18 protein-coding genes, 1 tRNA gene and 1 pseudogene are annotated in these 22,883 nt (G+C 40.4%); 10 read left to right on the forward strand and 10 right to left on the reverse strand.

From position 1 onward, the window contains the following. The first annotated feature begins 80 nt into the window (after positions 1-80). The 3 genes from RMX98_RS05290 to rnc all read left to right on the forward strand — a co-directional run bounded on the left by RMX98_RS05290 (position 81) and on the right by rnc (position 2,771). Positions 81-668 carry a Uma2 family endonuclease gene (locus tag RMX98_RS05290; protein ID WP_322676826.1) on the forward strand — a complete coding sequence of 196 codons (588 nt, stop codon included), beginning with the start codon at positions 81-83 and terminating at the stop codon, positions 666-668. Between the two features lie 43 nt (positions 669-711). Next, positions 712-1,320, forward strand: coding sequence for a hypothetical protein (locus tag RMX98_RS05295; RefSeq protein WP_322676827.1), 609 nt, complete (start codon positions 712-714; stop codon positions 1,318-1,320). Positions 1,321-1,583: 263 nt separating this feature from the next. Next, complete coding sequence (gene rnc, locus RMX98_RS05300; RefSeq protein ID WP_322676828.1) at positions 1,584-2,771, forward strand: ribonuclease III; 1,188 nt, start codon at positions 1,584-1,586, stop codon at positions 2,769-2,771. 151 nt (positions 2,772-2,922) lie between these two features. On the opposite strand, the gene ftsH2 is transcribed toward rnc, so the two are convergent. From ftsH2 to RMX98_RS05340, 8 genes are all read right to left on the reverse strand, one after another. Then, complete coding sequence (gene ftsH2 / locus RMX98_RS05305; RefSeq protein ID WP_322676829.1) at positions 2,923-4,809, reverse strand: ATP-dependent zinc metalloprotease FtsH2; 1,887 nt, start codon at positions 4,807-4,809, stop codon at positions 2,923-2,925. Positions 4,810-5,230: 421 nt separating this feature from the next. Then, positions 5,231-5,725 carry a hypothetical protein gene (locus RMX98_RS05310; RefSeq protein WP_322676830.1) on the reverse strand — a complete coding sequence of 165 codons (495 nt, stop codon included), beginning with the start codon at positions 5,723-5,725 and terminating at the stop codon, positions 5,231-5,233. Positions 5,726-5,947: 222 nt separating this feature from the next. Further along, entirely contained in the window at positions 5,948-7,393 is a 1,446-nt protein-coding gene (gene gltX, locus RMX98_RS05315; protein ID WP_322676831.1) for a glutamate--tRNA ligase, read from the reverse strand. Positions 7,394-7,530: 137 nt separating this feature from the next. Then, positions 7,531-7,604: transfer RNA gene (locus tag RMX98_RS05320), tRNA-Asp, on the reverse strand. Between the two features lie 110 nt (positions 7,605-7,714). Further along, the gene (locus RMX98_RS05325) at positions 7,715-9,238 is read right to left on the reverse strand and encodes a serine/threonine-protein kinase (RefSeq protein WP_322676832.1); all 1,524 of its coding nucleotides are present in this window, start codon (positions 9,236-9,238) and stop codon (positions 7,715-7,717) included. Between the two features lie 95 nt (positions 9,239-9,333). Then, positions 9,334-10,956 (reverse strand): serine/threonine-protein kinase, encoded by a 1,623-nt coding sequence (locus RMX98_RS05330; RefSeq protein WP_322676833.1) that lies wholly within the window; start codon positions 10,954-10,956, stop codon positions 9,334-9,336. A 325-nt stretch (positions 10,957-11,281) separates the two neighbouring features. Continuing rightward, a complete protein-coding gene (locus tag RMX98_RS05335) occupies positions 11,282-12,466 on the reverse strand; it encodes an esterase-like activity of phytase family protein (RefSeq protein ID WP_322676834.1) in 1,185 nt (394 codons plus the stop codon). Between the two features lie 71 nt (positions 12,467-12,537). Further along, on the reverse strand, positions 12,538-13,998 hold the full coding sequence (locus tag RMX98_RS05340; RefSeq protein WP_322676835.1) for a TM0106 family RecB-like putative nuclease: 1,461 nt from the start codon (positions 13,996-13,998) through the stop codon (positions 12,538-12,540). A 130-nt stretch (positions 13,999-14,128) separates the two neighbouring features. On the opposite strand from RMX98_RS05340, the gene RMX98_RS05345 reads away from it, so the two are divergent. From RMX98_RS05345 to RMX98_RS05375, 7 genes are all read left to right on the forward strand, one after another. After that, complete coding sequence (locus RMX98_RS05345; protein ID WP_322676836.1) at positions 14,129-15,322, forward strand: aminotransferase class V-fold PLP-dependent enzyme; 1,194 nt, start codon at positions 14,129-14,131, stop codon at positions 15,320-15,322. A 72-nt stretch (positions 15,323-15,394) separates the two neighbouring features. Continuing rightward, positions 15,395-16,477, forward strand: coding sequence for a glycosyl transferase (locus tag RMX98_RS05350; RefSeq protein WP_322676837.1), 1,083 nt, complete (start codon positions 15,395-15,397; stop codon positions 16,475-16,477). A 219-nt stretch (positions 16,478-16,696) separates the two neighbouring features. Next, a complete protein-coding gene (locus RMX98_RS05355; RefSeq protein ID WP_322676838.1) occupies positions 16,697-17,110 on the forward strand; it encodes a secondary thiamine-phosphate synthase enzyme YjbQ in 414 nt (137 codons plus the stop codon). A gap of 276 nt (positions 17,111-17,386) precedes the next feature. Beyond that, positions 17,387-18,136: a hypothetical protein gene (locus RMX98_RS05360; protein ID WP_322676839.1), complete on the forward strand. Its 750-nt coding sequence runs from the start codon at positions 17,387-17,389 to the stop codon at positions 18,134-18,136. Between the two features lie 32 nt (positions 18,137-18,168). Continuing rightward, the gene (locus tag RMX98_RS05365; protein ID WP_322676840.1) at positions 18,169-18,957 is read left to right on the forward strand and encodes a Nif3-like dinuclear metal center hexameric protein; all 789 of its coding nucleotides are present in this window, start codon (positions 18,169-18,171) and stop codon (positions 18,955-18,957) included. A gap of 292 nt (positions 18,958-19,249) precedes the next feature. Beyond that, positions 19,250-19,468, forward strand: a complete 219-nt coding sequence (locus RMX98_RS05370) for a hypothetical protein (protein ID WP_322676841.1) — start codon at positions 19,250-19,252, stop codon at positions 19,466-19,468. A 575-nt stretch (positions 19,469-20,043) separates the two neighbouring features. Then, positions 20,044-20,355, forward strand: coding sequence for a DUF6679 family protein (locus RMX98_RS05375; RefSeq protein ID WP_012408115.1), 312 nt, complete (start codon positions 20,044-20,046; stop codon positions 20,353-20,355). 54 nt (positions 20,356-20,409) lie between these two features. On the opposite strand, the gene RMX98_RS05380 is transcribed toward RMX98_RS05375, so the two are convergent. Together RMX98_RS05380 and RMX98_RS05385 are read right to left on the reverse strand one after the other, a co-directional pair. Beyond that, entirely contained in the window at positions 20,410-22,080 is a 1,671-nt protein-coding gene (locus tag RMX98_RS05380; protein WP_322676842.1) for an MBL fold metallo-hydrolase, read from the reverse strand. A gap of 619 nt (positions 22,081-22,699) precedes the next feature. Further along, a pseudogene (locus RMX98_RS05385) lies at positions 22,700-22,870 on the reverse strand (DUF29 family protein); the annotation flags it as partial. Positions 22,871-22,883: the final 13 nt, after the last annotated feature.

Raw genomic sequence — 22,883 nt, forward strand, 5'->3', positions numbered from 1 at the left:
TAGCGAGTCTCGGCCTTTAGCATACCAATTTCTGACACATTTAGAATAAGTATTATGGCAATGAGATCAAAGGTAAGGTTATGAGTATTGCTCAGGCTAAACGCTTCACACTGGATGAATACCACAAGCTTGGAGAATTGGGCTTTTTCCATGAAGATGACCATATTGAATTAATTAATGGGGAAATTATTGAAATGGCATCCAAAGGTAAAGCCCATGAAACTTGTTTAAGAAAACTCTTGAAGGAACTCCCCAAAATACTGGGAGACAAGGCTACTTTGCAATCACAAGCGCCGATTACTTTGCCACCTAACAGTGAACCTGAGCCTGATTTTGCGATTGTTCAAAACCGTACTGATGATTATCTATCGGCTCATCCTAAAGCAGCTGATGTGTTATTGGTGATGGAAGTTTCCGATTCTTCTTTAGCTTATGACCAAGATGTGAAAATCCCCCTCTATGCTAAAGCCGATATTACTAATTATTGGATATTCAATTTATTTGATAATTATTTGGAAGCTTATAGTGAACCATATCAGGATAATCAAGGCAGATATGGTTATTCAAATAAGCGAATTTTCTTATCAAATGAGATAATAACTTTTCCTTGCTTCCCTGATTTATCTCTTGATTTAGCTAAGGTGTTTTCGCCAAAGCTTAATTTTTAAACTTTGTTATAGGATTCAGTCATAAGACAAAGGAGTAAGTTTTATGGCTTATAGTGATTTTAAACTTATTGAAGTTATTGATTCTTTTGGGTTAGTAATCCACGAGTCATCTGGGCTATTCGCAAATGTGCAGGAGCAAGAATGTAGCGATTTATTATCTACTCTTCTTAAGGAAAATGTTGATTTAGCAGTAGCGATCAGTTCGGAAAAAGCTCGAAGCGAAATGATAATTAGTCCAATTTTATTAGAAATTAGACGCAAGTTTAATTATGAAATAAGCTTTTTTTCGGGAGTTGATTTTACTGTTGATAGCCAGCGAGGATTAAACGGCTTTTGTGATTTTATTTTGAGTCTTTCTTCAGAGCAGTTGCTTGTACGTAGTCCGGTGATTGTCTTAGTAGAAAGTAAAAATGAGAATTTGAGGTCTGGTTTAGCGCAATGTATTGCCGAAATGGTAGCGGCTCAGTTATTTAATGAGAGAGGTGGAAATCAAATAAAAGCTGTATATGGTGCTGTTACTATCGGTACTATCTGGCAATTTCTCAAGCTTGAAGGTAATGTAGTTTCGATTGATTTGAGTGAATATTATATTAAGGATATTAAGAAAATTTTAGGTATTTTGTATGGTGCGATCGCTCAAAGTCAGTTGTAAATTATTTAACTAGGTTGGTGTAAATATTTATCGTTGATATGAGGCAGAAAGCAGGAGGTAGAAGGGAAGAGGGTTTGAGTCTATTTGATTTTTCTTAACATAGTTTCGTTTTTCCACATCGTTCTACTTATTAACTCGAATATTATTTACACAACCGTTTCATTACCCTGAAAACTCAAAACCCTGAATAATAAAGCTACATGAACTAAGTCCGCCTTTGCAAAACAAATACCAGAAAATCATTTGTAATATCAAATACCTCAATGGCTATTAGTAATCGCAACCGAATCGAAAGTGCTCTAATTTCTTTAAATCAAGGTCTATATCCTTATTTTGAACAGGAAATGCGAAAAGTTCATGGTGAGCGCTGGCTGAAAATAGCGACATCTAGTCTATCCGATAACCAAAGTTTAAAGCGCAATCCAGAAGATATTCTGCGTGATGATATTTCTGAGTTACTAAAAGTAATAATTGGACAGTGGAATCAGGTTTTTAAAAGAAAACTGGGTCATGGTGAACGTGCCTTAGTTAGCGAACTCATTGAAGTTCGTAATAAATGGGCGCATGAAATGAATGGAAAGCGTTTCTCTACTGATGATACCTATCGCGCACTTGATAGTATTGTTCGACTTCTTAAAGCTATTTCAGCATCAGAAGCAGATATTGTAGAAAAGCACAAGCAAGAAGTTCTGCGAATGCTTTCTCCAAAGCAAGCTGAAGAAGCACGTATAAGAGAAAACTTGGATGAACTACTAAAACAATTGCCCTTTCAAGATGCATCTCTCTTGCTCCGCGCACTCACTCATACATCCTATATGCATGAAAACCCTAATTCAGGTGAAGATAATGAACGACTGGAGTTTTTGGGTGATGCGTTACTAAATTTCCTGAGTGGCGAGTATCTATATCGTCGTTATCCAGACAGAAAAGAGGGCGAATTAACACCTTTACGTTCTCGGTTAGTAGATAAACCACAGTTAGCAAAGTTTGCAGTTAGTTTAGACTTGGGCCGATGGATACGGCTAGGTAGAGGTGCAGCAAAAGATGGAGGACGAACACAATCTAGGTTGCTCAGTAATACTTTTGAAGCCATTATTGGTGCTTATTTTCTAGATTCTGGAGTTGATTCAGTCCGCGATTTTGTAGAACCATTGTTTGATTTAGCAATAGTTGAAAACTCGCCGATTTCTCATAAATCTGATAGCGACTACAAGAATTTTGTAGACTCCAAAAATCGTTTTCAGGAATGGGTGCAGCGCAACATTACTCCAACTCCTCCAAAATATTTCACAGAACAAATAGGAGGTTCTTCTCACGCACCGGAATTTATAGCAAAAGTATTGGTGGATGGAAAAATTTACGGCGAAGGGAAGGGACGTAATAAAAGAGATGCAGAAAAAGTTGCTGCTGAAGATGCGTTAGCTAAGTTGAAAAAACAAGGTTTGTTATAGAGTTTATGGGTTCATAAATTTTGAAAATTTTAAAATTAGAAGTTTTCTAACACTGAAAAACCACAAAAAAATGAGGATGGCGTATACCATCCTCATTTTATTTTTTGTTACTTTACTCATTTCCAGATGGTATCTAGAAAAGAGTTAACTACTACAGTTGCGGTACGTACTGCTGTTTCTCAGGTACTTCAGCGTACTCAGCCACAATCTGGCGGAATTCTTCGCCGTCAATTGTTTCTTTTTCGATGAGCAAATCTACTAAGCGATCGGTGACAGTGCGATGATCGCGGATGATCTTCTTAGCATTGTCGTAGCACTGCTCAACAATTTCCCTGACTTGTCCATCAATGCGGGAAGCGATGGATTCAGAATACTCAGATCGGGTTGTCCAGTCACGACCCAAGAAAACTTCTCCCTGCTGGCTTTCTAACGACAGTGGCCCTAAATCGGACATCCCGAAACGAGTCACCATTTGTCGGGCCATTCCTGATAACTGCTGCAAGTCTCCACCTGCGCCAGTTGTAACTTCCGCAGCTCCAAAAATTACCTCTTCGGCGGCGCGACCACCCAAAGCACCAGTAATTCTCGCTTTCAACTGAGAACGGGAAATTAACCCCTGTTCTTCGTTGGGCGTAAACCAAGTTAAACCCTGTGCTTGTCCCCGTGGGATTAAGGTAACTTTCTGCACTGGGTCATGGTCTTTTAACAAAGTCCCAACTAAGGCATGTCCAATTTCGTGGTAGGCAATTAAGCGCTTGCTCTTGCTGTCCACCAAGGGAGTACCTTCCATCCCAGCGACTACCCGATCCACTGCATCATCAATTTCGCGGAGGGTAATGGCTTCTTTGCGTCTTCTCGCTGTGAGAATTGCTGCTTCGTTGAGCAAGTTAGCTAAGTCAGCACCAGTAAATCCAGGAGTGCGGCGAGCGATCGCATCCAAAGATACACTAGGGTCTAATTTCTTATTCCGCGCATGGACTTGCAAGATTTCCAAACGCCCTTTGATATCGGGTGCATCGACTGTTACTTGGCGGTCAAAACGACCGGGACGCAACAAAGCTGAGTCTAGTACGTCGGGACGGTTGGTGGCAGCAATAATAATGATACCTGTGTTACCTTCAAACCCGTCCATTTCGGTGAGCAACTGGTTGAGGGTTTGCTCTCTCTCGTCGTTACCGCCACCGATACCAGCGCCCCGTTGCCGTCCTACAGCGTCGATTTCATCGATGAAGATAATACAGGGGGCATTGTCTTTAGCTTTCTTGAACAAATCGCGGACGCGGGATGCACCTACACCAACGAACATTTCCACAAATTCCGAACCGGAAATACTGAAGAAAGGTACGCCTGCTTCGCCTGCGATCGCTTTTGCTAGGAGAGTTTTACCAGTTCCAGGAGGCCCAACTAACAACACTCCCTTAGGAATCCTTGCACCCACAGCCGTAAATCTTTCTGGCTGCTTAAGGAAGGTGACAACTTCTTGTAGTTCTTCTTTAGCTTCTTCGATTCCGGCTACGTCGTCAAATTTGACCCCGGTTTTGGCCTCCATTTGAAAGCGGGCGCGAGATTTGCCGAAGTTCATTGCTTGACCTGGCCCGCCGGGGAGGTTGCTAGAACGCCGGAACAAAAAGAACAGCCCGGTAATCAATAAAACTGGAAACACGAGATTGCCCAATAATCCCCAAATTGCGCCGTCATTCCGCATGGGGTGAGCATCGAAACTAATGGCTTTTTCTTTGAGCTTGCTAATTAACTCAGGAGCGTTAACAGGCAAATCCACACGCCACCTTTGGACACGATTTTCGATGTCTGGATCGCGGGCTTCTATAATTGCTGTCCTACCGCCTTCGTACAGATCCACGCTGGTGACGCGATCGCCATTCAAGTATTCTAAAAAGCGACCATAAGTCATGCGAGTATTGGCTGCATTCTTACTCATGTCGGCAGGAGCGCTTGCAAAAGCCCCTTGCCAGAAGAAAAAGCCAATTACCAAAGCTGGTAACGTCCAGAGTGCTACGACTTTCCAAGAGAATTTCATGTTAATTTGCCTCTAGATGCCTATACAAATCATCAGCCCTAGTAACAGAATGTTCATTACTCTGTCACTTTAAGCCGTTAAACGGATGTTTATAAATCCATTTTGTTTAATTTGACCTCTTATATGCACTGTCATAAGGCAATTAGAGCATTATGGCGATGCCAACAAGAATCTTAATCAAAGTTAACTTAATTTTAATACAATATCGCACGATAAAAGGGAGTGCAACGGGATGCTCCCGCCACGGAGAATTTTTTCAGAATGCTCCTCGTGTCGTTCAAGCCTCTCTCAATCATCATTGTGGGAGATGAGAGATATGAGGAAAATAACCAATGCCCCATGCCCACTTGCCCTGAGCGTATCGCTAAAGCGAAAGCTCCGCTAACGCGTAGCGTCTCGCAGAGAAGGGATGCCCCCTTCCCTACTTAACTTCTGTAATTTTTAGAGTGTAAGGAAGATACTTGCCTTTTTCGTAGGAACCAACCCAAAGTTGGTAAGTTCCAGGTAGCCATTCACCAACAATGCCAGCATTTTTACCATCAAAATCGTCATTGCACCAAGTACCACCGGGCCCCTTGATAATCATGGTGGTGTCTTCAGGGCTTTGCACTTGCAACTTTAGGTAGTCAAATTTACTTGTTAACACTAATGTATGGTCTGGTGTTTCATCAACAAATCCCGTACAAGGGCCAGTGGCTGTTTCGCTTCTCCCACCTACTTGACTTCCAGATATTGAACCACCACTCATCCCGCGAACTGTCAGGGGATCTGGCGAAAACTGAGGGCTAATGGTGACATCTCCAAATATTGTTGGCGCTTCTTGAGCATCAGTCACAACATTAACTGTCGATGTGATCAAGAGCGTAACTATCATCAACGATAATCTCATCCCTCTATTGAACGCTTTTGTCGGCATTTTAATTACGTTTGCTTCTAAGTGTTTTTGAAGACATTAATTTTACACACCAAGTTCCCAACATGAGGAGAATTGACTACCTATTTTAGATTTAGAATTGGGGATAATTCATTAGTAATTAGTTAATGATTTCTTGTTCTTATAGTTGCTCTACCTAATGGATAGGGGCGCATAAATATACGCCCCTAAAATCTGAAATATTTCTAAATCTGGAAGTAATCGCTACTTAGCTTCCGTTATAGCCCGACTCAAGCGCGGTTTATCTAAACCAATCTGATTTAGTAGTAACCAAGATTGGATTAAATCAGGGCCATGAACATCTCCAGTTAAAGCTGCTCGGAGCGATCGCATTACTAAGCCTTTTTTGACTTTTTGCTCTTTCACCACTTGTTTAATAATGTCCTGTGCGGCGGCTTCCGAGAGTTGCGGCTGATTTTCTAAAGCTGTGACAATCGCTTCAAGAACAGCAGTAGAACCTTCTTGCTTCAGTTGCGTACTGCCTTCCTCGCTAAATTCAACTGTATCGCTAAAAAATAGTTGGCTTTGAGCTACTGCATCCACTAAACGAGTCAAACTCTGACTAATTAAAGTTACTAACTGTTCTAACCAGGCGCGATCGCGTCCACCATCAAATTTATACCCAGCCGCTTCCCAAAAGGGGATGAGTAAATCTGTAAGTTTATCTACTGGCGTTTTGTGGATATACTGACTGTTCAACCAATCCAGCTTGTCCCAGTCAAACTTTGCGCCTGCTTTATTGACGCGCTCAAAGCCAAACTCTTTAGCTGCTGCTTCTAAGGTAAATATTTCTTGCGTTGAGTCCGGTGGCGACCAACCCAGCAATGTCATATAATTTACCAAGCCTTCAGCAGTAAAGCCCATTTTCTGAAAGTCAGAAATGGAAGTTACGCCATCTCGCTTAGAAAGCTTGCGCCCTTCCATGTTTAAAATCAAGGGTGTGTGGGAAAACTCTGGAATTTTTGCACCCATTGCTTCATACAGCAGAATTTGCTTGGCAGTGTTGGCGATGTGGTCTTCTCCCCGAATGACATGGGTGATTTGCATATCAATGTCATCAACTACAACGACAAAGTTGTATAAAGGTTGACCGCTCCCCTCTTCTGAGGCGCGGGCGATGACCATATCACCACCTAAATCGCTACCTCGCCAAGACATTTTTCCCCTTACTAAGTCATTCCAGACAATTTCTCGCCCATCTTCGATTTTGAAGCGAATCACAGAGGAGCGACCTTCGGCTTCATAAGCGGCGCGTTGTTCTGGAGTAAGGTTGCGGTGACGGTTATCATACCGAGGCGCTTCACCTCTAGCTTTTTGGGCTTCTCTGAGTTCCTCTAGTTCTTCGCTAGTCGTGTAGCAACGATAGGCTAATCCTTGATCTAGCAGTTTTTGTACTGCTTCTTTATAAAGATCCAGGCGTTGGGATTGGAAAAATGGCCCTTCATCCCAGTTAAGTCCTAGCCAGCGCAGTCCTTCAAGAATATTGTCGGTGTATTCAGGACGCGATCGCTCTATGTCTGTGTCTTCTATTCGCAGGAGAAATTTCCCGCCGTGGTGACGGGCAAATAGCCAGTTAAATACAGCCGTTCTAGCTGTACCAATATGTAAATTTCCGGTTGGACTCGGCGCAATACGGACTCTAACAGTCACAGTTAATTCTCTCTTTCGCAAAGCATGATAAATGTAGCTTATATTCAAATCTTGAATTCTGAGTCAATGCCTTTGGGGAATTCAAAATCAAAAATCACCGAAGTTCGTTCAGTGATTTACTACTCATAAACTAAAAACGGGACTGACGGGGCTCGAACCCGCAACTTCCGCCGTGACAGGGCGGTGCTCTAACCAATTGAACTACAGTCCCTTGTTTGGCAACTTTGCTATTATCACTATTTTTTTTCTACTTGTCAAGCGTTTTGGAATCGGGAATTAGAAATTATTTTTTTGTTGTCTCTCCAAGGTGCGAATTTTTCGTTAAAACCTTGATAATACAACCTGTGGCTCGGATTCCAAATGCTGCAATATTCGGGATTGCATTTGTTTATACTGTTGCTTTAATAGCTGTCTGCTCAACTGGGGTTGAGAAGCGGGTGGTAGAATGTGACTCTGTTGCACCCAGGTTTTCAACATTTGCCGCTGAGTTGGTTCAATGCGACTGCTAAGAACGTTGGTACAGGAATGTGGTGCTTCTAGAGTGAAGAAAATCAAAGGATAGTGTTCATTTTCTGCCAGGGAACTTACCATCTTAAGATTTTGGGGATTTTGCATATCTAAGTAGCAGGGTAGCCACTTAGGAGGTAATTGCCGATTGTAGAGTAGAGTCACCCACAACAGCATTGGGTGAGGGGAAGTTATGAAGATAAATCGGTTGTAACGGGTAGAAATCGCATAATTTTTGATTTCTTGTTTAGACAACATCAACCATAATGCTGTCATAGATCCTTGTGCGGTGTCTACAAGCTGGGGAAAAACAATTTCTTGAATTGGTTTCTTGTCAGGCCACAAAAGTTTTTGACAGCTTTGTTCTACTGCGATTGGTAGTCCAGAATTTAAGGGACTGCTAAGGATGGAACTAGAGGCTAAAATTGTCGGTATTTTGGGATAATTTGGCTGTTCTAAACTATTTAAAACTTGCAAAATTTGAGCGATATTTTGGGGGCGGTCGCTGGCTTTTTTGGCAATACAAGACATGATTAAATCATTTAGTTTTTGAGGAATTTTAACAGTCGGTTTAACCTCTGCGATTGTTTTTGGCAGTTCAAAGTGATGTGCCTTATACCAAGCACCAAAGTAATCAGTTTCTGGTTGCCAAGGTTTTTTGCCTGTAAGCATCTCAAACATCATTACACCCAGGCTATAAATATCAGAGCGGCTATCTAATTTTTCACCATCTAGTTGTTCTGGAGAACAATAGGGTAATGTGCCATTAAATCCCCTACTTGTACTAGCTGTTGATGCATAGTTTAAAAATCTAGCAATACCAAAATCGAGAATTTTAACTAACTGACCTAGTATCGGATCGGGAATAACTAATATATTGGCAGGCTTGATATCTCTATGAACCAACGGACAAATTTTGCCATCAATATTAATACCTTGATGGGCGCATTGTAATCCTAAACAAATCTGCCGAGAGAGAGTCAAAAATATATGTAGGGGTAATGGAATTAAATCTTTTAAACTCTTGCCACATAGATATTCCATGACGTAGTATGGTTTTCCTTTCTCATTTACACCATAATCATACGCTCGCACTATATGTATACTCTTTTGACTCAAAGCTGCACTCATTAAAGCTTCACGAGCAAAGTCTTGTTGCATCTTGTGATCGACAACAGTTTTAGTCAAAAATTTGACAGCAACTGGTATGCCTCCTAACAAAGTATCATTTGCTAAAAAAACTTCGCCCATACCACCGCTACCAATTAATTGCTTAAGTTGATACCGATTGGCAAGCAAGCCCGTACTACTTGAAGATGTAAATGGGCTTTGATTCACTTTGTTCACCTCTGCTGTTGAGTCTATTTAAACTTAGGAATACACACATTAGAATATCATTAGATAATTGTAGCAATAATTTTAATACCGGACTTTCAAGGACGTGATAAAAGTTTCAAAAAAATCTCAAAAAATTTAACCATCCAATTTTTTAAACCTTCTTTTTCAGCTTTTTGATGTGCAGCTAAGTTTCGTAAAATGTCTAACTTCAGCTTTTCGTACTCTGTTTTCAGAATGCTTTTGGCTTGATTAGGCAAAATTAATTCATTTGACTGTTGGCTCATATCTAACCAATCTACAAGTTGCTGGCGCTGGTTAGCTGTGAGGTTTAAAGTGGTGACATGAGAGCAATGGGTTGGATCTTCTAGGGGAAAAAATAGTAGATGATAGTAACCTACTTCTGCTAAACTACGTGCTATATTTTGCCCTTTATTATCTTTCAAATCTAGAAAATAAGGTAGCCATTTCGTCAAAGAAGGTTGGGTATCGTATAGTACCGTTATCCACAATAGCATCGGATATATATTCATTTTACTTATAAATTCAGTACCATGTATTTTATCCAAAAAATTTGTAATATCTTGTTTGGGCAACATTGCCCAAAAAGTGGGTATAGGTCTTTGAATAGTATGTAGTAAATGGGGAAATCCAATTGGCGCAATTGGTTTATTTTTAGGCCATGTTTTCTGCAAACACTCTTTCTCTGATAAGAGAGTTGCGGGTACTAATTGAACGGGAAATGACAGTTTAATAATCTCACTACTATTGCTAGGGATAGTATTATTAAGCTGAACATTTACTTTTTCTAAATCTTCTAATATTTGGTTTATATTTTGAGGGCGATCGCTTATTTCCTTCGCTAAACAACTCATCAATATTTTTTCTAATATTTGCGGAATTTTGACTTGCGGATTTACTTCTTCAACTGTAGGTGGCATTTGAAAGCGATGGGCTTGATACCAAGTACCAAAGGAGTTACTTTTTGTCTGAAATGGATGCTTTCCTGTCAGCATTTCAAACATTAATACTCCCAAACTATAAATATCAGAGCGCACATCTAGCAGTTTGCGTCCTTCCATGTGTTCTGGAGAACAATAAGGTAAACTACCAATAAAAGAATCTGTGAGAGTCATCCCACTTCGCTCGGTTAGAAATTTGGCAATACCAAAATCGAGTATTTTGACATTTTCTCTTTGTTGACTATCTTCAGTAATAAATATATTCTCTGGTTTAATATCTCTATGAACAATAGGATAAATCTCTCCTTTAAGACTAATACCTTGGTGGGCACATTGTAAGCCTAAACAAATTTGATTACAAATTTCTAAAAACTTTGAGATTGTTAATGGCTGAATTTTAATAATTTGTTTAAGGTTTTTCCCTTGAAGGTATTCCATTACATAAAAGGGAGTTTTATCCTCAGTAACGCCATAACTTAAAATCCGAACAATATGTTTACTTTTGCGGCCTAATTGAGCGCCAATAAAAATCTCTCTAGCAAAACGTTGAGACATTTGTTGGTTTGCTAAACTAAGTGATAAGATTTTGATTGCGATCGGCATACCGCCTTTAGCAGTATCTTCTGCTAAATAAACTCTACCCATCCCCCCTTTGCCAATCAAATCTCTGATTAAATAGCGATTGTTTAAAAATTGTCCAATGTAATTGTCTAATTCTGCTTTTTGCCCTACCATACCCTCAATTTTATTTTCTGGCATAAAAATCATTTATGAACAATATTATTGGCAGAATACTTTAATAAGTCTAACTAATTATTAAATTTAAATCTAAAAAATATCCGATTTTTGAGAAAATTAACTATATCCTGTAAATATGCTTAAGCTCTCTGAAAAAGATCCTAAACATTATGTAACATATTTATTAAGGATTACGGTTGAGAAATTACACGTAAACTACTAATAGGGGAAATAAAGTTGCCTAGTAGATTACGTAAATACCCCGGAATAATTATAAATAAGTAAGTAACAGTAAAGACGCAATGTCTACGATGTGCTAGGTCTACCCGCCTTTACGTCTGTACAGTTAAAAGTTAATATTCGGAAGTAAACGGCGTAACAATCTAATTAGTGGAGTTTCAATTTTAATTTTAAAGGCTAATATCTGAGTACGTTGCAGGGAGTTAAAATTGTTATCACTGATGAGAATTAATGATTGCTGCCCATTGGGTAATTTAGGGCCAAGAGTTAAGCCTTCAATATTATCTAGCAATACATCTAGTTTTCTCAAATCTAACAGCAGTTTTTTCTGAACTGGTTTAATATTTTTGGAGTCAACTGCTAAAAGGCTGTTAATATTATGAATATCATCGGCTCCTTCTAAAGAAACCTGAAACAGGGAAACAGCAAATCCTAAACCAGTAAAAGATCGTTCTAAACTTAGGAAGTGTCCTTGATTATCGAGAGCAAGTAAATCTGGTAATCCACTAGCGAATTTACCAATCAAATTCAAAAATGGTGCAACTGGTTCAGTTTGGTAAAGAAATTCCTTTTCTGGCTGATTGTTGAGCAAGTTGTATTGCAAAATGCGGCAAGGACTACCGATGTTAGGTTTAGCTGCGACACCATCTTGAATTAGAGCATTTTCGGTGGCTGTGAATAGATGTTTTTTATCAGGTGTGATGGTGAGGCTTTCAAAAGCCAAATTGTTGCGAATTCCTTGTTGACTAGTTCTATCTGGCAAAAATTTTTTTGGGATGGGTAGTGTGACGATTTCTTTGCCAGAAGATAGTGAGAATTCTTTAATAAAAGGATTGATTAATTTTGCAGCATCGCCTTCAGAAGAAATAAACACACTTTCTTTATTAGTTAAGGCAATACCTTCTGTATCAGTTTCACCAGGGCGAAATGTTTGACCATTTTCATTTAATAATGTGGTCATGCTGACTGGAATAATTCCAGATTTTTGTAGTAAACCTTTGCTCAAATCGATTTTTAATGTGTAGAAACGAGCGGCAGCTTTTTGTCCCCGGTCATCTGAAATAGCGTAATAAAGGTTATTTTTGGCATTATATGTAATTCCAGATAAACCTCCTACTTCAGTTTTTTGGAAAATTAAACCTTTCGGTAAGGTGGCTTCCCCGATAAATTCTATACTACTAACTTCAACACCATTTGATAGTAAGTTTGTGAATAGGATACTAATAATTAGAATCGGGATAAAAAAGTAAATAATTCGTGGAAATACAAATAATTTTTTAATTAACTTCATGGAAAACTATAAATTTTGAAAATCATAAACAAGATAGTACTGAGTGCTGAGTAATCAGTACTCAACATTCATTAAGCAAGTCGCAAACCATATTGATCTTGAAAAAAGTTGACAAGCCAATCTTTCACTTTATGGGTGGCGCGGCAATCATCTTCGTTGTAGCGTTGGATAATTTCTAGTAAGGTGCGATCGCCTGTCTCTAACCATTGATCGTACCAGTAAATGCACTTAGCACCACTAGCTTCTTTATCACGCCACTCAAATCCTATCCAACGAGCGATCGCTTTCAAGGCATAGCTTTCTACAGGCAATGCTACACTTTGGGTTAATTGTTCATACACATCGACAAACCGATTCAGTACAGGACGCACTAAGGAGTGTGGAGTACCGTAAAGTTTTGCCAACCGTTTGACTGTATCAAACTCGTAGACACAAAAATGATAAATTGGCGCTTCGGGATATTGCCAAACCAAATCCAAAAATTGCTGCCAAACTAATTCTTCGTCTTCTGGTTTATCTGCTAAAAAGGAATAAAATTGTTCTGTATTAGCTTGTCTATTAACAACCAAAACCCCTAAGAGATAATCTAAATCTAAGTCTGGCTGGGCTTCAATATCAAAATAAAGCTCTATAGGCGCTGTAAATGTAATATCTTCTGTTGGTAGGGGGTAGGGTAAAATCAACGGTCGTTTTTCTAGCGCAGATTGAGCTTGCACTACCAATTTGGGCGCTACTTGGCTATCAAAACCAAGTAGGTTTTCTAGATTGCTAGGACTGGTGTTAGCAAGAGATTCCAGCGTGGTAATATCTAAAGCTTGGAGTTGAGTGTAGCGCAGTGGTGTTACGCCTGGTAGCAGTGAGAGATGTTTTTCAGATTGAGCGATCGCATAACATTCACTATACCAATGGCAAAAATTGCACTTTTGGCGAGAAATAAACACTTCTGGCGGATTCGGTGACTCTAAAACTTGAATAAACTCCTCCAGAATCTGCTGCATCCTCGGTGTCCATTTGCACAGATCCACTGCATAACTTGTATTTTTGGTTCGCAATATGAGCGAAGCTGTTTCAGGTGCAACTCCCTGCACTTTTGCCAACACTTGAGCATGAAATGCAGCGACAACCTGATATTCTTGCTTAGGGCGCTTACCCAGTTCAATACTAGCGGGGACGTAGATCCAATCTCCAAAAAGAGATTGTCCCGGTTGTTTCACGAGTAAATCTGGACGACTTAGCAGGGTGTCTGCTTCAGAATAATTTGCTAACAATACTCCTTTATAGATATACTCAACCCCACGCTGCATCAATTCTAAAGTTGCCTTCTGTGCCTTTTCCCAGTTTCCATAAGAATAATCTGGTTGGTGATAAGTCATCTGTGCTAAAGCACTCAACTGATGAGCGATTTTATCCTGTTGCAGTTTCCGTAGCAACTCATTGGGGGCATCGCGCTGACTTTTGTCCCCGTGGATATCTAGAAAAGGTCGGCGTTTACAGCGTTGGTATTGCAGTAGGAGTTCAGCATTAATTAGCATCCTTTTAAGTTAACAAGAATTAGCACAATCTGGGAGTAACTCAGACAATTAATAATGGAGTGGGAGAATGAGAGAGATGAGGGAGATGAGAAACTAATGACTAATCCAAAATCTAAAATCTAAAATTGATATGACCAGTACTTCTGTTGCACAAACCAGGTTGCATAGCCATCGAGAGCAATTTCCTGCTTTAGCGAATAAGACTTATTTTAACTATGGGGGACAAGGGCCCATGCCCCAAAAGGCAATGGATGTGATTGCCCAAACTCAAGCTTATGTTCAGGAAATAGGCCCTTTTGGTAATGAGGCGTATAGTTGGATAGCGCCCCAGACTCAAGCTGCTAGAGTTGCGATCGCTTCTGAGTTTCATGCACCATCTGAAACAATTACCCTCACGCAAAATGTCACAATTGGCTGTAATATCGCCATGTGGGGCATCGAATGGCGTGCTGGAGACCATATACTGCTCTCAGACTGCGAACACCCAGGCGTAATTGCCACAACACAGGAAATCGCGCGGAGATTCGCGGTGGAAGTTACCACCTGTCCTCTCAAGGCGACTTTAAATGAGGGCGACCCTGTAAAAGTTATTGCCCAGCACTTACGCCCCAATACCCGTCTTGTAATATTGAGTCATGTTTTTTGGAATACTGGTCAAGTTTTACCTCTTGATAAAATTGCCGAAGTATGCAGGAATAATCATTCTTTTTTACTGATAGATGCTGCCCAATCTGCTGGTTTATTGCCTTTAAACTTGACTGAATTGGGAGTAGATTTTTATGCTTTCACTGGTCATAAATGGTTATGTGGACCTGCGGGTGCTGGTGGCTTGTATGTTAGACCAGAAGCACGAGAAAGCCTAAAACCTACATTTATTGGCTTGAATGGCATTGTTGTAGATAGTCAGTCTCAGCCTGTGGATTGGCTTCCAGATGGGCGGCGATACGAAGTGTCTACATTAGCTTATCCGTTGTATCTTGGGTTAAAGGAAGCGATCGCAATTCATCAGCAATGGGGAACGTCACAGGAACGTTACGAGCAAATTTGCCATAACAGCGAGTATCTTTGGCGACAATTGACGGCATTACCTGATATTAAATGTTTGCGAACTTCCCCACCGGAAAGCGGTATAGTCTCCTTTCAACTTGAAAATAATCAACCTCAAGCTAATTTGAAGTTGGTAAAATTTTTCGACTCACAAAGGATATTAACTCGGACAATTGCCGATCCTAGCTGTATACGCGTCACCGTTCATTACCTGACTTTAGAATCGGAAATCGACCAATTAATTGAGGCAATTCAAAGCTTTTGTAAAATTAATTAAAACTTAGGAGTTATAAGTCTAGAAATTATGATTTTAACTCCTAACTTCTAACTCCTAACTCCTAACTTAAAAATGGAACGCCCAATTTTATACTTAGCGATAACTAACCACGGCTTTGGTCATGCTACCCGCATGGCTTCTGTAGCTGCAACAATTCAAAAATTATGTCCAGAAGTTCTACTAATTCTTGTAACTACTGCCCCACGCTGGTTGCTAGAGTGCTACATAGAAGGCGATTTTATCTATCGTCCCCGTGCATTTGATTTGGGTGTGGTGCAAACCGATAGTTTGACAATGGATAAAGTAGCGACTTTAGAAAAGTTGCTAGATATTAAAAAGCATCAAAATTCGCTGATTGCTTCAGAAGTGAATTTTATCTGCCAAAATCGCGTTAATCTCATTTTGGCAGATATTCCCTTCCTCGCTCCTGGGTTTGCCAAAGCGGCAAATATTCCCTGCTGGATGATGAGTAACTTTGGCTGGGACTTTATCTACCGAGATTGGGGAGGCGAATTTACCGCAGTTGCAGATTGGATTAGTGATTGGTATTCAAAGTGCGATCGCCTGTTTCGTCTCCCTTTCCACGAACCAATGCCAGCTTTTAATAATATCACAGATGTCGGCTTAACAGGCGGTTCCTCCCGTCACTCTATTGATGATTTACGTTCTCTTTGGGGAATAACTGCACCAGTTGAAAAAACTATTTTGTTGACCTTTGGTGGGTTAGGTTTACAGCAAATTCCTTATGATAACCTACAGCGATTTCCAGATTGGCAATTTATCGTATTCGATCAATCTGCTCCTGATTTACCTAATTTAGTGAAAATTAATGACCGCAAATACCGCCCTGTAGATTTTATGCCTATTTGTGGGCGAGTCATCTCTAAACCTGGTTATGGTACTTTTTCGGAAGCCACGATATTAGGAGTACCAATTGTCACTATACCGCGTGAAGACTTTGCCGAAGCAACTTTTATAGTAGAAGGCATAACTAATTATAATCAGCATCAAATTATCACCCCATCTGAGTTTTTTCAAGAAACTTGGAATTTTCTCCATGAGTTACCCCAACCTCCAAGGCAATCTCAACCAATTGCAAAGGATGGTAATGAAGCGATCGCTAAAGCTGTTATCAATTATTTACAGACAAAATAAAATTACTCAAAACAACATCAATGTAATAATGCCATCTCCAACCATAGATAAATAAATCTATGTCTCAAGAATACAATTTACAGATGTTAGCTGACTTCAGAAAGATTTATAATAACTATACCCAATTTAGATTTAGCGCTCAACCACCGACAAAACAACAACATCAAGCAGATTGAACTGCTAACTAGCTTTTACTGTTATCAATAATTACTGTTTGAAATGACTCACTACCAAAAGTTACTAAAAATTTCCACCACTGGCAAATCTTTTTACAATATCACCGCAAAAATTGCAGCCGCAGTTGCAGAATCGGGGGTTGAAACTGGTCTTTGTACTTTATTTTTGCGCCATACTTCAGCCAGTTTAGTGATCCAAGAAAATGCCGATCCTGATGTTCTTGTGGATCTAGCTAATTTTATGGCGAAACTCGTGCCAGAATCAGGCAAATACATCCACGATGCAGAAGGCCCCGATGATATGCCAGCACACATCCGTACCGCACTCACCCACACTTCTGAACATATCCCCATTAATCGCGGTCACTTAGTACTGGGAACTTGGCAGGGAATTTATATTTGGGAACACCGCCAGCGCAGTCATTCCAGAGAATTGGTTGTTCACATTTCTGCATAGCCGATTCTCAAATTTTCTTGAAGCTGTAGTTTTGTAGAGTTTAAATACTCTGGTTATACTGTCTACCTTTTAGATACAATCTCCTAAAGTCACGGTGATATGTATTAAATAAATATCGCCTTGATAACTTTGCCATCAAAATTAACTAGATATAGACTAAATAATTCGTATATATTTGTAAATTCAGAAGTTAAGTTTATTTGTAATTATTAAATAATCTATATTTTGGATATACACTAATATTTAGTGTAAGCTTTCTGGGCGATTGTTGTTACTATGAAGCAAAAACTAACACCAACTCATACTTTCCAACTGATTGATGAAATCCTTGCCCAGAAGTCTGTTAGCTTATTGTCACTTAGTCCCCAAAAAAGATTAATTACCAGCTTTGCAGAATTGGAAAATTTGATAGGGGAACAAAACACTGATCCTCAAATTCTCATAACTATTCAAGAAACTCTCGAAAATATAGTCCGTACTCAGTTACAGAACTTCCCAGAAAACATCTTCTGGGATTTTGATTTTCTTGTAAGTAGTATGCTTAGACAGGCTTTAAGCGCAGATGAGGGTGCTGTTCCTTTCCTAAAAGTTTTTGGTGAAAAGATGGTTTGTCTAACAGAGATGTTCGGCAATAAAACGGAAATGCGCTTTCGTTATGTTCATGATTTTATGTATGGATTTGAGTGGGCAAGATGGATACAAAAAGAGCCGCAAAAACGCGCACATATAGAGCCTTTTAGTCTAATCTTTTTGGATTATTTACTCGTCAAAGGGAAGGAACTTTTACAACGTATTAAGCATGGTCAGGTTGTATCTTATAAACTGTGTGAGACGGGCTACCGCAACCCCTTCACCTTTTCTCGTGAACCAGAAGATGAATACCGTTTGCTAACTTATCTTGCTGAAGAACAATTGATTCCAGTAGCAGTATGGAACTGGAATGCTACCCCTGTGTGGAACAAACCTTTCCAAGAAATGCGCCAACAATTAGCATTAAAATTAAATATTCAACCACAGAAACGGTGAGTAGCAATTAAAAATTGCTGAAGAAAATAATTATGAAAATTGCTGATTTAATTACTTGGTTTGAAGCATGGGCAAATCCCGCTTGGTGTGAAAGTTGGGATAATTGTGGCTGGCAAATTGAACCGGGAGTTTTGCAGGAAAAAGCACGGGTTTTGGTGTGTTTGACGCCGACTTTAGCGGTAATGCAGGAAGCGATCGCAGAAAATGCTAATCTGATATTTGCCCATCACCCCTTGATTTTTAATCCCCTCAAATCTTTACGCACTGGTGAAGCGATCGCGGAAATGCTACGGTTAGCCTTTACCCATAATATTGGTATTTACACTGCCCACACGAATTTTGACCAAGTGCAAGATGGGACTGCTGACGTTTTAGCTCAGATTTTAGGACTCAAAGAAGTTACTCCCATAGAGCTTACACAAGGAGGATTAGGATATGGTCGTGTTGGTTTGCTAGAGCCATTTCTAACATTACAAGAATTACTCGCAACCATTCAAACCCGACTTTCTCCCCCTAATTTGATTTTTTCCCCAAGTGTTGATTTACAGCAAACAATTTCACGAGTTGCGGTTTTGGGTGGTTCGGGTGCTAGTTACATTTCAGCCGTTGTCAAAACTGGTGCTCAAGCTTATCTGACTTCTGACTGTAAATTTCATCAGTTTCAAGAAAGTCGCGATCGCAATCTCATTTTAATCGATGCTGGACATTACGCTACCGAACGTCCGGCTTGCGATCGCTTGGTGCAAAAATTCCAGTCCTTAAATCTTGACTGGGTGCAATTAAGTCAAAAAGATGAAGATTTCCGCCAGTTTTTTGCTTGATTGCTGATGTTTAATCATAGTTTGTGAATGCTTGTTGAAAAGTTTTTTATCTTTTAATTTTGTTAAAGTATCCAGCTTTTCAACGTTAATGCTGAAAAATATCGTAATTTTTTATCTACGCATACTAAGAAACAGAGCCGCGAAAACTTAATTTTATCAGCCATTATTGTGATACGAATCACTATTTAAATGTAATACTAGTCACACAGTATTGATGTTCCATATCAATTAGCAACAGAGGAAAATATTCCACACTAGACCTAATAAATTGCTCACTCTGCCCTAATCTAAGATGATTCGCACAATCATTGCGTCTGCTTTCGAAACTGGATATCTTAGTGTTGAATCTGAGGGTTTACTCCAGCAAGTGCTGGCCACTAAATGCTATCAGGCAGAGGATTTGCCAGACCTCGCAGCCTTATACGATGCAGTTCGCGCAGGTGAAATTAAACGAGAAGCATCCTCGTCGAACGTACTTATGGAATTCCCCCTACCGTATAAATCTTCCTAAGATTCTCACAGTAGAATTTTCTCATGGTCTTTCCCCTCTACCTCTTCCCTTACTCTGTTGTCTTTTTCTAGCCAAAAAGAAAAAAAACTCAAAACTCTTTGGCTGTTGTTGTGGAAAAGCATCAAGGTCAGCAAGAGAATGAGTTAAGATCAGATACAAGTGGGTAAAAGTAAAGCCAAGTCCCCGGACTTCCCAATAATGCCAATGATTAAAAGCAGGCAAGTTAAACAACCGCATTCAACGATTGTTTTGGAGTATTCTTTATTACATAATGGTAAGAATGACTCACCAAGTAATATGAGCCTGCTTAGGACAGGTACCGAATTGTTTGACTTCTATGAAGCAGACATTCCCTAGAATCAGCCGGAGGGAGATTAAGTTCATTTCTAGAGCAATTGATTGATGACCCAACATTATCCTGATATTTTGACAACTAGAAGCAAATCTTGGGATTGGGATTATGAAGCATACTTGTTCTGAACAGTGAAATTAACCTCTTAAAGGTGTAATGTAATGGGGTAGAACCCAGATTTTGACAGGTTTAACTACGTTGTTTAAAAAGGCAGAAACAGTACATGCTACACCGCAAGATTTATCAACTGTGTTGCGATGGGCGCGAGGTATGTGTTTTCTTGCGGGACCAGCAACGCTGGATTGAACGCGCCCGCATCATAGACATAGAGGGAGATTTAGTGACCCTACGCTATGAAACAGAAGAAGAGGACGAAGTTTGTTCTTGGGAAGAAATGGTTCGCCTTGAGAGCATTGGTGCTGTAACGCAAAAATTGGCTTCAGTACCACGCGGTAATGTAGAACCTCTGATGACTGAAGATTGTCCCGAAGCAGAGCGCATCCACAACCGTTACACTGACTCGAATCCAGAATAATTCAGTGCTGAGTGCTAAGTGCTGAGTAACAAATCCTAACTCAGCATTAAGCATTCAGGACTCAGGATTAGATAAGCCTTCAAAGGCAGGACAGTAACCTTCGAGAGTTACCTTAAAGTTATATAACGGGGAAGCTGGGTTCCAACACCTCTGCCCCCTTTGATGTCGACAAGTACCACAACAATCTACATCTGTCCACGTATAGCGATCACTATTTTGGTTGAGCAGTTCTCGTTGAGACAATCCTCTTAATACTAGTTCTTCCCCTTGCCAACGAGCTTCGATTAAACCAGTATCAGCAAATTGCCGCCAACGTGGATCAGCAGTAATCACATCCGCTAGGGTGATTGTGATTACTGTTCCCAACTCTGTCAGTTCGCCTTCGTAGTTAGTCTCTGGTGCTGCTGGTTGTAAAAATGTGTCGCCGATGGGCAGTTCTACTAAGGTGTCAGCCGCCGGGGAATGTACATGGTAGCGGTTTTGCAATTCCTCTAGGCTAGTCAGGTCTGCCAAATAGGCAGGAGAACCGTGGACAAAAATGACGTGCTGGGGTCGCAAATTATGAATTAGCTGCGTAGTACCAGGGCCATCACTATGTTGAGCCAATAAATAGGTTTCGACAGTGGTAGGTGCTAAATATTCTTTATTAATTTTTATATCAATTTTTTCTGGTAGGAGAATCAGCCAAGGCCCGGTGTTGACCTGGCAATGTTCACCTAAATCAGATGTAGAGTCAGTGAGGACAATACAAGGGGACTTACCCACAGTGGGACGATGTTCTGCTTGTAAACGACGCACGCGAGGACGCACCCGTTCATCCCAAAACAAGGGTTGATGACGGGCGAAGTTCTGTACGGATGGGGGGAGGTGGGGTAGCAGTTCTAGATAAGCATCACACCCAGTGGCGACAGCACCATCTACCCAGATATCTAAATCTCGTCCAGTGAAGTGGTGATGCGATCGCAAGAGCATTAATAATTCTTGACCCAATCCTAAAGCCGGGGTGGGAAGGATTACAGAACAATGGTCAGCGATCGCTCGATTAATTCGCTCTGCAAGTTGATTTTCTTGGTTGCGGCGGTGGGGATGACGGGATGTGCCATAACTACCTTCAATGATTAGCACATCTAAGTCTAAGCCCCGCAGTTCCTCTAAACGCAAACCTTCTACCAACCGGGAGTTAGATAAGAAAAAGTCACCTGTATACAGTAACTTGTAAATACGCTGCTTGGTAGTGTAGGTAAGTAGAATTGCCACTGCCCCTGGTAGATGCCCTGCGGGAAATAATTCTGCCACCAAACCATCATGAAATTCCACAGGCGATCGCAACGGCAAGGCATGACAAAATTGGGAAATTTCCTCAGGATCTTGGTCTAGCCAATTTAGCGGCAGTAACTTGCTAGTCACCTCACTACCATAAATAGGTAACTTGGGAAAAGCTTTATGCAGTGCCAATAAGCCTTTGGCGTGATCTGGGTGGGCGTGACTAATTAAAACCAAATCTGCTGGTAAGGGCGAACTAGCTCCGCTTCCCGACTGAGTAAGCCCCTTAGCCAGTGATGAAACATCCTCCAAACCACAGTCTAACAGAATGCGGTGTGGCCCCATTTTCACCAATAAACATACGCCCTCATTGCCATGCTGGACACTATAGGGCAGACATTCTAATTCACTACCTGCTTCCGCAGCATTTAAGCGAGAAGATGCCGACAGATTATCCCTCATGCTCTCCTCCCCTCAAACCTCATCATGATGGACATATCCCAAAAGCCAAAAGTTACACAAATTTTGGTTTTGTGACTTAGGGGTAAGTTTTATCGTGCGCCCCTACACCCTGATAATACAGATTTTTGATTGGGGAGGACGCCTCTACGAACCCGCACTGGTTCGGAAAGGTGGGCTAACGAGAAGCCATCAAACTAGGAGCTAAAGGATGCCTCTTGTTTCTTTTCCCTTTGCAAGTTCTGAGCGTTCTTAGCCAACTCACCCTCCGGTAAGTCGATTAAGAATCAACAGACTTATCTCAATGTGCGGAGCCATTGCCATGATAATTATCTGAATCATAGAATCCATTTTTCGTGCCAAAAAATAAGCACGAAAGCGTAAATATAACTGTTAATCCGGCTAAAACCAGCTTTACATCCATTTGTCTGCTGTCCCTTATTCAAGACTTTCCTATATTAATTTAGTGCTTCCGCAATCAAACGTAATCACTAGAAAATCTTTACTATGCTTATATGGATTGGGCAATAGGTAAATTTACCGCAATCAGTCAGATTGTAGAACCTTTCGGTCAAGCTGTCTATCCATCTAGATATAAAGCAATATGACAATAAGCAATCCTCTACAGCCCGTAAAAATCCTCATCTAAAATCTGCTCAATCGAAAAAGGACAAACGGTAGGATATTCACTTTCTTCCGGTATCCGAATCCCAAACTTAGCCAGCTTACCTTCCTTAATTGCTAGCTTACGAGCATCTAGGTAGGCTTTTTCCACCGCCTCTACCAGAAAACTTATCGCCGTCTCT

This window comes from Nostoc sp. DedQUE02, from assembly GCF_034531035.1.
Lineage (GTDB): Bacteria > Cyanobacteriota > Cyanobacteriia > Cyanobacteriales > Nostocaceae > Nostoc.